The sequence below is a fragment of the Streptomyces sp. NPDC002566 genome, assembly GCF_042889585.1.
Taxonomy (GTDB): Bacteria; Actinomycetota; Actinomycetes; order Streptomycetales; family Streptomycetaceae; genus Streptomyces.
The window spans coordinates 22,395-35,074 of the sequence record NZ_JBIARD010000004.1 but is presented as its reverse complement, the minus strand read 5'-3'; the positions used below and the strand labels follow the sequence as shown (position 1 = coordinate 35,074).

Annotated in this window: 14 protein-coding genes; 9 read left to right on the top strand and 5 right to left on the bottom strand. The window is 71.4% G+C overall.

Annotation, left to right across the window (positions count from 1 at the left end):
- Positions 1 to 6: 6 nt before the first annotated feature.
- From ACFYXA_RS17340 to ACFYXA_RS17330, 3 genes are read right to left on the bottom strand one after another with little or no spacing between them, the layout of a single operon-like run.
- The gene (locus tag ACFYXA_RS17340; protein ID WP_352249322.1) at positions 7 to 771 is read right to left on the bottom strand and encodes an AIM24 family protein; all 765 of its coding nucleotides are present in this window, start codon (positions 769 to 771) and stop codon (positions 7 to 9) included.
- A 53-nt stretch (positions 772 to 824) separates the two neighbouring features.
- Complete coding sequence (locus ACFYXA_RS17335; protein WP_351099554.1) at positions 825 to 1,475, bottom strand: AIM24 family protein; 651 nt, start codon at positions 1,473 to 1,475, stop codon at positions 825 to 827.
- A 1-nt stretch (position 1,476) separates the two neighbouring features.
- A complete protein-coding gene (locus ACFYXA_RS17330) occupies positions 1,477 to 2,109 on the bottom strand; it encodes an AIM24 family protein (RefSeq protein WP_130443530.1) in 633 nt (210 codons plus the stop codon).
- A gap of 224 nt (positions 2,110 to 2,333) precedes the next feature.
- On the opposite strand from ACFYXA_RS17330, the gene ACFYXA_RS17325 reads away from it, so the two are divergent.
- From ACFYXA_RS17325 to ACFYXA_RS17315, 3 genes are all read left to right on the top strand, one after another.
- Complete coding sequence (locus ACFYXA_RS17325; RefSeq protein ID WP_352249206.1) at positions 2,334 to 2,681, top strand: DUF3817 domain-containing protein; 348 nt, start codon at positions 2,334 to 2,336, stop codon at positions 2,679 to 2,681.
- Positions 2,678 to 2,998, top strand: coding sequence for an MTH1187 family thiamine-binding protein (locus tag ACFYXA_RS17320; RefSeq protein ID WP_352249204.1), 321 nt, complete (start codon positions 2,678 to 2,680; stop codon positions 2,996 to 2,998). Before ACFYXA_RS17325 ends, ACFYXA_RS17320 begins: the two co-directional genes overlap by 4 nt.
- A gap of 282 nt (positions 2,999 to 3,280) precedes the next feature.
- Positions 3,281 to 4,291 carry a matrixin family metalloprotease gene (locus tag ACFYXA_RS17315; RefSeq protein WP_352249202.1) on the top strand — a complete coding sequence of 337 codons (1,011 nt, stop codon included), beginning with the start codon at positions 3,281 to 3,283 and terminating at the stop codon, positions 4,289 to 4,291.
- A 20-nt stretch (positions 4,292 to 4,311) separates the two neighbouring features.
- Here the strand turns inward: ACFYXA_RS17315 and ACFYXA_RS17310 are convergent, their stop codons facing one another.
- Entirely contained in the window at positions 4,312 to 5,295 is a 984-nt protein-coding gene (locus ACFYXA_RS17310; RefSeq protein WP_389033508.1) for a DUF5937 family protein, read from the bottom strand.
- Between the two features lie 74 nt (positions 5,296 to 5,369).
- On the opposite strand from ACFYXA_RS17310, the gene ACFYXA_RS17305 reads away from it, so the two are divergent.
- The 4 genes from ACFYXA_RS17305 to ACFYXA_RS17290 all read left to right on the top strand — a co-directional run bounded on the left by ACFYXA_RS17305 (position 5,370) and on the right by ACFYXA_RS17290 (position 9,330).
- Positions 5,370 to 6,632: an MFS transporter gene (locus ACFYXA_RS17305; protein ID WP_389033505.1), complete on the top strand. Its 1,263-nt coding sequence runs from the start codon at positions 5,370 to 5,372 to the stop codon at positions 6,630 to 6,632.
- 11 nt (positions 6,633 to 6,643) lie between these two features.
- A complete protein-coding gene (locus tag ACFYXA_RS17300) occupies positions 6,644 to 7,153 on the top strand; it encodes a MarR family transcriptional regulator (RefSeq protein ID WP_352249196.1) in 510 nt (169 codons plus the stop codon).
- A 43-nt stretch (positions 7,154 to 7,196) separates the two neighbouring features.
- On the top strand, positions 7,197 to 7,535 hold the full coding sequence (locus tag ACFYXA_RS17295) for a DUF3817 domain-containing protein (protein WP_389033500.1): 339 nt from the start codon (positions 7,197 to 7,199) through the stop codon (positions 7,533 to 7,535).
- 94 nt (positions 7,536 to 7,629) lie between these two features.
- The gene (locus ACFYXA_RS17290) at positions 7,630 to 9,330 is read left to right on the top strand and encodes a methylmalonyl-CoA mutase family protein (protein WP_352249190.1); all 1,701 of its coding nucleotides are present in this window, start codon (positions 7,630 to 7,632) and stop codon (positions 9,328 to 9,330) included.
- A 54-nt stretch (positions 9,331 to 9,384) separates the two neighbouring features.
- Here the strand turns inward: ACFYXA_RS17290 and ACFYXA_RS17285 are convergent, their stop codons facing one another.
- Positions 9,385 to 10,017 carry a TetR/AcrR family transcriptional regulator gene (locus ACFYXA_RS17285; RefSeq protein ID WP_352249188.1) on the bottom strand — a complete coding sequence of 211 codons (633 nt, stop codon included), beginning with the start codon at positions 10,015 to 10,017 and terminating at the stop codon, positions 9,385 to 9,387.
- A gap of 216 nt (positions 10,018 to 10,233) precedes the next feature.
- On the opposite strand from ACFYXA_RS17285, the gene ACFYXA_RS17280 reads away from it, so the two are divergent.
- Together ACFYXA_RS17280 and ACFYXA_RS17275 are read left to right on the top strand one after the other, a co-directional pair.
- On the top strand, positions 10,234 to 11,208 hold the full coding sequence (locus ACFYXA_RS17280; RefSeq protein WP_352249185.1) for a tetratricopeptide repeat protein: 975 nt from the start codon (positions 10,234 to 10,236) through the stop codon (positions 11,206 to 11,208).
- Positions 11,209 to 11,852: 644 nt separating this feature from the next.
- The gene (locus ACFYXA_RS17275; RefSeq protein WP_389033495.1) at positions 11,853 to 12,497 is read left to right on the top strand and encodes a DUF6230 family protein; all 645 of its coding nucleotides are present in this window, start codon (positions 11,853 to 11,855) and stop codon (positions 12,495 to 12,497) included.
- The last annotated feature ends 183 nt before the right edge of the window (positions 12,498 to 12,680 follow it).

Below are 12,680 nucleotides of genomic sequence, written 5' to 3'. Positions count from 1 at the left end.
TACCGCTCACAGCCCGAAGCGACGCTGGAGGTCTCCCAGCTGTCCGGGAAGGCGCGGTACCCCGGGCTGGCCGCCCTGAGCACCGCCGTGCCCGCCCGCGTAGCCCCCGCCGGGGACCCCAGGCTCGTGCGGAACCGCACCCGTGGCCTGCTCCGCCATGAGGGTCTCCGACGACTGGAGCAGCACCGTCCCGGCGCCCACGAACTCGAACTGGTGCTCCTCCCCGGATGCCCCGCCCAGGCCCGTCAGCGCACGTAGACCGCCCATCACGCCGGTCATGTACCCGTGGTCGTAGTGGTGGCAGGGCGAGGGGCAGTCGGCCCAGCCGACGAGCGCCTGGGGGTCCACCCGGATGGGCGGTTCCATGAACACCACCGGTCCGTTCGACGCGGCCACGAACTTTCCGGTTCCGATCAATGTGAGGAAGCCCGGCACGATCGACTGCTTCAGCGACAGACTTGGCTGAAAAGCGAGCAGATTGCCCGCGCGAATGGTCAGGTTGCCGTTGTCCAGGTCGTAGGAGTTCACATCGAAGGCCCGGTCGGCCAGCAGCATCTTGCCCGAGCCCTGCGCCACGACCCAGTCGCTCGCGTGCAGAGGCGAATGGAACGAGGTCCGCACCAGACGGTCCAGCCCGCCGTGCCCGACGCCGTTGAACTCCATCGAGCCGTAGTAGGCGATCATCTTCCCCTTCTGCAGGAACCACTGGCTCCCCTTGAGCTCCACGCAGAAGGTGTACGCGTTGACGTTGTCGTCGACGGGCAGCGTCATCGGGTCGAGGACCACGGGGCCCGCCCCGTGGGGACCCGCGCCGGGGTAGGCGGTCACAGCTTCTCCTCCGATGCCTGCACGTACACCGCGCCGTTGCCGCTCAGCTCCAGCTGGAACGCCTCGCCCGAGCCCCGGCCCACCATGTCCCGCCAGCCCAACGCCGTCGACAGCTTGTTGCGCACGTCGCCGTGGTGGGCGACGTAGGCCTGCGGGTCGACGTGCACCGGGCGCTGCGGGGTGATGGGGACCTCGAAGACCCCGCCGTGCGCCATCACGGCCACCGAGCCGTGGCCCTTGAGGGTCGTGGTGAACAGGCCCTGCCCGCTGACCTGGCCGCGCACCATGCCCATGACGCCGCCCTGCGAGCCCATGAACATCGTGCCCTGCTGGAGCGTGCCCTCGAAGGCGAGCAGGCGGTCCGCCTCCACGTACAGGGTGTCGCCGGTGAGGTTGATGACCTGGACGTGGTGGCCGCCGTGCCCGAACAGGACCGTGCCGCTGCCCTCCACCGACATCAGCGGGGTGTCCTCGTTCGCCAGCCGGCGCCCGAGCATCGACATCACCCCGCCCTGCCCGCCCTGCATGTTGGGCGTGAAGGACACCTCGCCCTTGTAGGCGAGCATCGCGCCGCGCTGACTGAACAGCCGCTGCCCCGGCAGCACCGTCGCCTCGACCATTTTGGAGTTGATCTCGCGGAAGGGCATGTCACACGTCCCCCGCGATCGTGTTCCGCTCGCTCGGCTGCACGTACACGAGCCCGTCCCCCTCGAACCTGATCTGGAACGCCTCACCGCCGCCCTCGCCGAGGAACGTGCGGAACGTCACCCCGGACTGGAAGGACTGCCGTACGTCACCCTGGTGCGCGACGTACGCCCCCGGGTCGACGGTCAGCGGGTACTGGGGGCTGACCCGCAGCACCACCGCCGGACCGTCCGAGGTGATCGCCGCCTGCCCGTGCCCCTCGACGGTCGTCGTGAACAGGCCGTTGCCCTGGGACGCGCCACGCAGCCCGGTGAAGCTCGTGCCCGTCCGCAGCCCCCCGTCCGTCGCGAGCAGGTTGCTCGACTCGACGTACAGCTTGTCGCCGTTGAGCCGCACGAGGTTGATCTCCGACGCGCGGTCGGCGAACCAGCACGTGCCCTGCCCCCTCACCTCCATCACCGTCATCTGCTCGCCGGTGAGCCTGCGGGTCACCATCCCCCGCAGTCCCTCGCCGCCGCCGCTCATCTTCTTGAAGGCCATCTGTCCGTCGTACGCGACCATGGAGCCGTTCTTCGCCTTCACGGCGTCCCCGGTCATGTCGACGGCGAGCACCTTGCTGCCCTGAAGTCGAAACATCGCCACGCAGCGAAGGTAGCCTCCCGAAGCCCCGGCCGACAGGTCCCGAGGGTGGAGATCATCCCTGATCGTCCCCCTAAGGGATCCGCGCGGTGATTCCCCGCAACGGTCCGTCCGGGACCCCGCTCCCGCTGCGCCCCTCGCGTTTGCCACAATGGGCGGGCGCTTGTGCGTGCGTTCACAAGCGGCCCCGATTCCCGACGCGACCCCACCGAAGGTGACCCGTGGACCTCAAGACAGCCTCCGCCCTGCGCCGACTGCGCCTGGTATCCGCGCCCGAGGCCATCTCCTTCCTGCTGCTGCTCGTGTGCTCGGTGCTGAAGCGGACCACGGAGTTCAACGCGGTGCCCGTCATGGGCATGGTTCACGGCGTGCTGTTCGTCCTGTACGTGATCTTCTGGGCGGACGCCTGGAACCGCGCGAAGTGGTCCGTCGGTACCGCCGCCGTCTATTTCGTCCTGTCCGTCCTGCCCACCGGCGGCTTCTTCGCGGAGCGCAAGCTCCGCCGCGAGGCCGAGGATGCGGTCATCGCCTCCCGCGCCCGGCGTGAGGGCGTGGTGGAGGCGTCGTGATCGTCGCCTTCTCCGTCACCCCGCTCGGCGTGGGCGAGGAGGTCGGCGAGTACGTCGCCGACGCCGTCCGGGTGGTCCGCGAGTCGGGTCTGCCCCACCGTACGGACGCCATGTTCACGTCCATCGAGGGTGAGTGGGACGAGGTCATGGACGTCGTCAGGCGCGCCGTCGCCGCCGTCGAGAAGCGGGCGCCGCGCGTCTCCCTGGTCCTCAAGGCGGACATCCGCCCCGGGGTGACGGACGGGCTGACGTCCAAGGTGGAAACGGTGGAGCGGCATCTGACCCACCCGGGGGAGCGACGCCAGCCGGAGGAGTGACGTTTCTCCGCGATCCGCCGGGCCGGGGGCCCTGACCGTTGCCCCGATCGGCCCGGCCGCGTACACCCTTCCGCTCGCCGCCGCCACCGGACAGCGCCGCCGCGGCCGACGTCGCAGCCGGTCGACCCCGGTGCCCACCCCGCCCACAAGTCGCCGTGCACCCGTCCGAGCGATCGCTCGGACGGGTGACATATAGATGGTTTTCAGCTCGCTTCGGACGGCTAACCTCTCCGGGAATCGATCAAGTTCCGCCCGCGTGGCGGACCTTCGGGCGGAGGCGAAGTGACAGGTCGTCACGGGCCGCAACTGGTGGGCCGCATCAGCGCGGCGCTGGTTCTGGCGGTGTCGGGAGCGGTGGTGAGCGCCGGGGGCACACCCCCGCGCGCGAGCGACCGGTGCGTGCTCGCCGACGGGGTCCTGACCGTCGACGACCTGCCCGCCGGCTCCTCCGTGCTGGACTGCGACGCCGTCGGACGTCTCGTCACCCACGAGGGCGCCGGCGTCACCGTCCCCGAACCGGGCACCAAGGTCGGCGTGGACGCCCTGACGACGGACGGCTCACGCCACGGCTTCACCCTGGAGGTCGCCGCCGACGGGACGGTGTCGTACGACCTGACGGCCCACGGCGAGGCCGGGGAACGCGGCCTGTCCGCCTCCGCCCGGCCGGGCAAGCGACCCCCCGCCTCCGCGCGCGCCGCGTGCGCCGACAGCGCCTACGCCGTCGCCGACCACAAGGAGTACGGCACCTACGACTGGTGGATCGGCGACGGCCCCCTGCCAGGCGGTCTCACTCCGGCCCAGGCCCGCCGCGCCTTCGAGGACTCCATCAGCGCGATCACCGGCACCCGCAACGACTGCGGATACGGTGACGCGGTCGCGGCGCGCTCCAGGTACTGGACGGTGACCCACCACGAGGCCGACATCGACCCCCAGGCCCGCTGCACCGCGCGCGACGGGGTGAGCGTCTGGGACGCGGGCGACCTCACCAGCGGAGTCGTCGCGACCACCTGCTCCTGGAGCCGCCCGGTGCCCCGCGGCCCGGACTGGCTGAAGGAGGCCGACGTCCGCTTCAACACCGGCGACTACGTCTTCACCGACAACCCCGGCGGCGACTGCTCCAACGCCTACGACATCCGCAGCGTCGCCACGCACGAGGCGGGACACGTCTTCGGCCTGGCCCACGTCGGCCCCGGGCACGAGGGGCAGACCATGTTCACCAACTCCTTCGCGTGCAGCACGGGCGCCCGCACCCTCGGCCGGGGGGACGTCCTCGGCCTGCGCGCCCTGTACTGAGCGGGCGCGGCCGGCCGCGTTCACGCACCGCCCGACGCCAGCGCCATCCCGAGCGGCGTCCGCTCGTACAGCACCTGGTGACCGTACCGGCGGGAGACCAGCAGACCGGCGTCGCGCAGGACCGTCAGCTGGGCGGAGACCGAGGACGGTGCGAGGCCGAGGCGGTGGGCGAGCGCGGTCGTGGTCGCCGGGTCGTCGAGCGCGGTGAGGACGGCGGCCCGGCCCCGCCCCAGGAGCCGTACGAGCGCGTCGGGGGAGCGGCCGGCGGGGTCGGCCCACAGGCCGGCGATGCCGCGCGCCGGGTAGACCAGGGTCGGCTGCCAGGGCGGGTCGAAGGAACTGATCACGTCCGGCCACGCGAACACGCTGGGCATCAGCACCAGCCCCCGCCCGCCCAGATGCCGCTCGTACTCGCCGTCGGACGCCACGGTGAGGGTGCCGGACCGCCAGCCGCACCGCCGGTGGATCTCCGGCAGCAGCCCGCCGAGGCCGACCTCGGCGAGCCGCCGCGAGTGGAAGGTGACGTCCGCCTCCAGCAGGGCCCGCAGCCGTGGCCAGTCCGGCGCGAGGAGGGTGTGCCAGACCTGTTCCAGCAGGTCGGCGAGGTCCCGGATCATCCGTTCGGGGTGGGCGAGCCAGGCACGGGCCAGTGGATGCTCCAGCGCGCCCGGGGTGTCCGCGAGCGAGCGGGCCGAATCCTCGCGCGCGGCCCCCGGGTCCGCCGCGCGGACCCGCGCGATCTCCTCCTCGAAGGTGGCCGTCGGGCCGGCGGGCGGCGGGCTCAGCCAGTCGGGGGAGTGGCCGCGGCGGGGCATCAGCAGCCACAGCCCGGTCAGGTCGAGCCCCTCGGCCGCCTCCCGGATCCGGCGCAGCCAGGGCGCGTGGTACCCGTGCCGGTCGGGCCGCTTCAGGGTGCGCACGGCGTCCTGCGTCTCCCACAGCGGGGACACCGCGAAGCGGCAGCGCAGGAAGTCGTCCTCCCCGAAATGCAGACGTGACGGCACGGGCGCCCCCCTCGAAGATTCGGCTGTATCCGAAACTCTAGGCCGCCGCGCGCGTCACGGGCACGCTGCCGCCCATGCCCGAACAGCTCACGGCCGTCGCCGCCCGGCCCCCCGGCTACGCCCGGGTCCTCGCCGTGCGCGAGTTCCGCGCCGTCTTCGCCGCCCATCTGCTGTCCCTGCTCGGCGTGGTCGTCGCCGAGATCGCCCTCTCCGTCCTCGTCTACGACCTGACCGGCTCACCTCTGATGAGCGCGCTCGCCTTCGCCCTGGGCTTCCTGCCGTACGTCGTCGGCGGCACCCTGCTCGCCGGGATCGCCGACCGCTACCCGGCCCGCCGGGTCCTCGTGGTGTGCGACCTGGTGTGCGCGGCGTGCGTCGCGCCGATGGCCGCGCCCGGCGCGCCCCTCGCCGTCCTCCTCGGCCTGCGCTGCTGCCTCGCCGTCGTCTCGCCCGTGTTCGCGGGGACCCGGATGGCCACGCTCGCCGACGTCCTCGGCGACGGCGACCTGTTCGTCCTGGGCCGCTCCCTGCTGAGGATCACCTCGCAGAGCGCCCTCCTCGCCGGCTACGGCCTCGGCGGACTGCTCCTCACCGCGGTCTCCCCGCGCCGGGCGCTGCTGGTCACCGTCGGCACCTTCCTCGCCTCCGCCGCCCTGCTGCGCCTGGGCACCCGCCGCAGGCCCGCCCGGACCCGGGCGGACGGCGCCCTCGTCACGGACTCCCTCAAAGGCGCCCGGCGGATCCTCGCCGACCGCCGGGTGCGCGTCCTGATGCTGCTGTTCTGGGTGCCGCCGATGTTCATCGTCGCACCGGAGGCGCTGGCCGCGCCGTACGCCGACGAACTCGGTGCGGGACCGGTCGGCCTCGGCCTGCTGATGTGCGCACTGCCCGTCGGGACCATCGCCGGCGAGCTGTACGCGGGGGCGCGCCTGCGGCCGGCGACCCGTGAGCGGATCGTCCTCCCGCTGGTCTGCCTCACCCTTCTGCCGTACCTGGGCTACGCCCTGGCGCCCGGGCTGCCCCTCTCCCTCCTGCTGACGGCGCTCGCCGGAGCCGGGTCGGCGTACACCCTCGGCCTCGACCAGTGGCTGGTGCGGGGGGTTCCGGAGGAGCTGCGGGGGCGGGCCATGACGCTGCTGACCGCCGGGCTGATGACGGTGCAGGGCGTCGGGATGGCGCTCGCGGGAGTGGCGGCCGAGTTCGCGGGGGTGACGGCTGCGGTCACCGGCGCGGGCGCGCTCGGGGCGGTGTGCTGCGCCGCGCTGGCGTGGGAGGCCCGGCGTGTCCGGGGTACCGAGGGCCGAGACGGGGCTGACCGCCATATGACCGACGGGTAGGGTCTGGTGCCGTGCCGAAGCCGCTCAGCCTCCCCTTCGACCCCATCGCCCGCGCGGACGAGCTCTGGAAGCAGCGCTGGGGAAACGTGCCGTCCATGGCCGCGATCACCTCCGTCATGCGCGCCCACCAGATCCTGCTCGCCGAGGTGGACGCGGTGGTCAAGCCGTACGGGCTGACCTTCGCGCGGTACGAGGCGCTGGTGCTGCTCACCTTCTCCAAGGCGGGCGAGCTGCCCATGTCGAAGATCGGCGAGCGGCTGATGGTCCACCCCACGTCGGTCACGAACACCGTGGACCGCCTGGTGAGATCGGGTCTGGTGGCCAAGCGCCCCAACCCCAACGACGGCCGCGGCACCCTCGCCTCCATCACCGACAAGGGCCGCGAGGTCGTCGACGCCGCCACCCACGACCTGATGGCGATGGACTTCGGCCTGGGCGTCTACGACGCGGAGGAATGCGCCGAGATCTTCGCCCTCCTACGCCCCCTGCGCATCGCGGCCCACGACTTCGACGAGGAATGACCCCGGGCAAGATCTCCACGAACGGGTGGTTACGCTCGTTCGCATGAAACGAAGCGTGCTGACCCGCTACCGCGTCATGGCCTACGTCACCGGTGTACTGCTGGTCCTGCTGACCCTCGGCGTGATCGCCAAGTACCTGTTGTCGATGGACGGCGCGGAGAGCTTCACACGCGTGGTGGGCATCGCCCACGGCTGGCTGTACATCCTCTACCTGGTCTTCGCCTTCGACCTGGGCTCCAAGGCGAAGTGGCCGGTGAAGAAGCAGCTCTGGGTGCTGCTGGCGGGCACGATCCCCGCGGCCGCCTTCTTCGTGGAGCGCAAGGTCAGCCACGAGCTGGAGGGCAAGGTCGCCCAGGGTGCTCCGGCGACGGCGAAGGCCTGAGCCGGCCGCCCCGCGCCCGGCCGTCACCGCCGTACGGCACGCGTACGGCGGTCTCCCATCGACATTTACTAGGACGTCCTAGTAAATTCGAAGCATGGACGCTGACGCCATCGAGGAAGGCCGCCGACGCTGGCAGGCCCGCTACGACGCCTCGCGCAAGCGGGAGGCCGACTTCACCACGCTCTCCGGCGATCCCGTGGAGCCCGTGTACGGGCCGCGGCCCGGTGACGCCTACGCCGGGTTCGAACGGATCGGGTGGCCCGGGGAGTACCCCTTCACCCGAGGGCTGTACCCGACCGGATACCGCGGGCGGACGTGGACCATCCGGCAGTTCGCCGGGTTCGGCAACGCCGAGCAGACCAACGAGCGCTACAAGATGATCCTCGCCAACGGCGGCGGGGGCCTTTCGGTCGCCTTCGACATGCCGACCCTCATGGGCCGCGACTCCGACGACCGGCGCTCGCTCGGCGAGGTCGGGCACTGCGGGGTCGCCATCGACTCCGCCGCCGACATGGAGGTGCTGTTCAAGGACATCCCCCTCGGGGACGTCACCACCTCCATGACGATCAGCGGGCCCGCCGTCCCCGTCTTCTGCATGTACCTGGTGGCCGCCGAGCGGCAGGGCGTCGACCCGTCCGTCCTGAACGGCACGCTCCAGACCGACATCTTCAAGGAGTACATCGCGCAGAAGGAGTGGCTCTTCCCGCCCGAGCCGCACCTGCGCCTCATCGGCGACCTGATGGAGTACTGCGCGTCCGGCATCCCCGCCTACAAGCCGCTGTCCGTCTCCGGCTACCACATCCGCGAGGCCGGAGCGACGGCCGCGCAGGAACTGGCGTACACGCTCGCCGACGGCTTCGGCTACGTCGAGCTCGGACTCAGCCGCGGGCTCGACGTCGACGTCTTCGCCCCGGGCCTGTCCTTCTTCTTCGACGCCCACGTCGACTTCTTCGAGGAGATCGCCAAGTTCCGCGCCGCACGCCGGATCTGGGCCCGCTGGATGCGGGACGTCTACGGCGCGAAGAGCGAGAAGGCGCAGTGGCTGCGCTTCCACACCCAGACCGCCGGCGTCTCCCTGACGGCCCAGCAGCCGTACAACAACGTCGTGCGTACGGCGGTGGAGGCGCTCGCCGCGGTGCTCGGCGGCACCAACTCGCTGCACACCAACGCCCTCGACGAGACCCTCGCGCTGCCGAGCGAGCAGGCCGCGGAGATCGCCCTGCGCACACAGCAGGTGCTGATGGAGGAGACCGGCGTCGCCAACGTCGCGGACCCGCTGGGCGGTTCGTGGTACGTCGAGCAGCTGACCGACCGGATCGAGGCCGACGCCGAGGCGATCTTCGAGCGGATCAAGGAGCGGGGCCTGCGGGCCCACCCCGACGGGCGGCACCCCATCGGCCCGGTGACGTCCGGCATCCTGCGCGGCATCGAGGACGGGTGGTTCACCGGGGAGATCGCCGAGTCCGCCTTCCGCTACCAGCAGGCGCTGGAGAAGGGGGAGAAGCGGGTCGTCGGCGTCAACGCCCACACCGGCTCGGTGACCGGGGACCTGGAGATCCTGCGCGTCAGCCACGAGGTGGAGCGGGAGCAGGTGCGGGTGCTCGCCCAGCGCCGCACCGCGCGGGACGACGCCGCCGTGCGCGACGCCCTCGACAAGATGCTCGCGGCCGCCCGGAACGGCGGCAACATGATCGCCCCGATGCTCGACGCGGTACGCGCGGAGGCGACGCTGGGCGAGATCTGCGACGTGCTGCGCGAGGAGTGGGGGGTGTACACCGAGCCCGCCGGGTTCTGACACGGGAGGCGGGGGCGTACGCCCGGCGCTCGCCCCCGCCTCCCCTGCCCGTCCTCACACGCCGGACGGGCTGGAAGCCGACGTCAGTCCCAGCAGCAGGACCCTCGTGAAGCTCCGCACCCACTCCTCGTCCGCCGGTTCGTCGCTCACGAGGGTGCGGTGCACCACCGCGCCCGCCACCACGTCGAAGATGAGGTCCACCGTGCGGGCCGCCTCCAGCGGGTCCGTCTCCGGGGGTAGTTCGCCGCGTCTCTGAGCACGCGCCCGGCCCTCCAGGACCAGGTCCTTCTGCGGGTCGACGATCGAGGAGCGGACACGGGCGCGCAGCGCCTCGTCACGGGTGGATTCCGCCACCACCGCCATCAGGCCGCTCCTGGCCTCCGGGCGGGCCAGGATCGCCGCGAACTGCAGGACCACGCCCTCGATGTCGGCGGCCAGACTGCCGCGGTCGGGGAGCCGCAGTTCGCCGAAGAGCTCCGCCACCGCGTCCACGACGAGTTCGTTCTTGCCGGACCAGCGGCGGTAGAGCGTCGTCTTGGCGACCCCGGCCCGGGTCGCCACGTCCCCCAACGTCAGTTTGGACCAGCCCAGTTCGACCAGCGCCGCCCGGGTCGCGGCGAGGATCGCGGCGTCCGCGGCCGCGCTGCGCGGTCGTCCGGCACGGCCGGCGGGGGAACGACTCTGCATGCTTCGACCATAACGGCCCCTTTCCGTGCCGCTCGCAGTGAGGGAGATCACCGGAAAGCGACCCCCGCGCCGGCCCCATGGGTATTACGCTACGACCCGTAGCGAAAGCTCGTGGTGGACGTCCGCGAGCCGAGATCACGCGGCGCGTGGGGTGGGGACCCCGGCGCATTCGCGGATCGTTTTCACGCACGCGCGGGAACGGGGGAGGATAGACGCATGCAGCCACGGAACATGTCCATGAGCGGAGTCGTCGACCTCGCCGCGGTGAAGGCGGCCCAGGAGGCCAAGGCGAAGGCGGAGCAGGCGCGCGCCGAAGCCGCCCGGCAGGGCGGGACGGGGGCGGTGTCCCCCGCGGACCTCGTCATCGAGGTCGATGAGGCGGGGTTCGAGCGCGACGTCATCCAGCGGTCCGCCGAGGTGCCCGTCGTCATCGACTTCTGGGCCGAGTGGTGCCAGCCCTGCAAGCAGCTGAGCCCCGTCCTGGAGCGGCTCGCCGCCGAGTACGCCGGGCGCTTCCTGCTCGCGAAGATCGACGTCGACGCCAACCAGATGCTGATGCAGCAGTTCGGGGTGCAGGGCATCCCGGCCGTCTTCGCCGTCGTCGCGGGACAGGCGCTGCCGCTCTTCCAGGGGGCCGCCCCGGAGGCTCAGATCCGCCAGACGCTCGACCAGTTGGTGGCCGTCGCCGAGCAGCGCTTCGGTCTCACCGGCCTCACCGTCGACCCCGACGCCCGGCCCGGCGAGCCCACCGAGGCCGCCGAGGCGCCGGCCGGTCCGTACGACGCCCTGCTGGAGGCCGCCGTACAGGCGCTGGACGCGGGCGACTTGGGCGGCGCGGTGCGCGCCTACCAGAACGTGCTGGCCGACGACCCGGGCAACACCGAGGCCAAGCTCGGCCTCGCGCAGGCCGAGTTGCTCCAGCGCGTGCAGGGCATGGACCCGCAGGCCGTGCGCAAGGAGGCCGCCGAGAAGCCGCAGGACGCGACGGCCCAGATCGCCGCAGCCGACCTGGATCTGGTGGGCGGTCATGTCGACGACGCGTTCGGCCGGCTCATCGACACCGTGCGGCGCACGGCCGGTGAGGAGCGGGACGCCGTACGGCTGCGGCTGCTGGAGCTGTTCGAGGTCGTGGGCCCCGAGGACCCGCGGGTGGCGACGGCGCGCAGGGCTCTGGCGCGCGCCCTGTTCTGAGCCCCTGGCCCCGGCGCTGACCAGTCGCTAAACGCCGGGGCCTGTGATGCCGGAGTGAAAATTCTGGCGAACGGATGCCCCTCCGGCCGCGTTTTACCAAATCTTGGTAATCGCGGCCGCTGTTACTGCGAGTAAAGCAGAGGCGTGGATCTGTCGGATTCTGTCCAGCGATCAATAGTTTTGTCCTGGGCATGATTGCCACCCAGCGTCGTGGGCCGAGACCTGTGGGTCGTTGTTCGGTTATCCGGCCGTTACTAGCCGGTAACGAACCCCCTTGTGCGGGCGGCCAGAATGCACCACGATCGGCCACGCTCGGTCCAATTCCGTACCCCGACAGCCGGTTGGGGCGACGGGTCCCCTGGGTCCCCACCGAGCAGAGCCGGCGACAGTGGCGTCGGCTCTTGGACAGGGGGGTCTTCGCCGCTCGGTGAAGCCTGTCCAGCAGGGTTGTGCGTGATGCGTGTCAGGCGCGACCGATGTGTCGCTCGGGGGTGATCGCCGGTGATTCGGAGCGCGGTTCGCGCCCTTCGGGTTCGGGCGCTCCCCTTCCCGAGGACGTAGTGCTTCTCCCATCCCTGCCCGGCCGAGCCGCCGCATCGGAGGCGAGCCGGAGCCAGGAGATGTACGTCCGAGAAGGAGGAAATATGGAGTCCCAGGTGCGTGGCGGGACCAGATGGAAGCGGTTCGCTGTGGTCATGGTGCCCAGCGTCGCCGCGGCAGCGTGTGTGGGCGTCGGTCTGGCGCAGGGCGCACTCGCGGCCTCGTTCAGCGTCTCCGGTCAGCAGTTCAAGGTCTCGGCCGAGACCCTGCACGGTGACGGATTCGCCCAGTACGGCGGCATCGACAGCGTCTACACGTCGGTCGAGGGCAAGTCCAAGACGCAGGTTCCGGTCGCGGTCTCCTCGTTCGAGACCGCCAAGATCACGAACATGTGCCAGTCGGTCAAGACGACGATCCCGGTCATCAACAAGACGTTCTACCTGCGTCTTGACGCGGGCAGGGACCCGAAGAAGCCGGTCACCGCCGAGAACCTCTACATCGACGTCGCCCAGCTCGACGCCGACGCGACGTTCAACAAGATCGACATCGGTGTCGCGGTCAAGGACAAGACCCGTGGCCCCGCCGTCAAGGAGGGCGAGAGCGTGCTGCCGGGCGGCTTCGCTCAGCAGGCCGAGTCGGCCGACCTCTCGAACGTCGAGCAGACGGCGTGGGCGACCACCGCCGGAACGTTCAAGCTCAGCGGGCTGTCGATGCGTCTCGGCGCCGACCCCAAGATGGAGTGCTTCTGACGGCTCGCGCCGCAGGGGTGATCTTGGCAGGCTGAGCCGCCAGGACGGGGCGGAGGAGCGCTCGCTCCAACCCCCCCCCCCCCCCCCCCCCCCCCCCCCCCCGCCCAACCCACCCCCCAGCCAAGCCGGCCTCTACACGTCAAGGCCCATCCCGGAATTTAACAACCCCGACCCCCGGCGCAT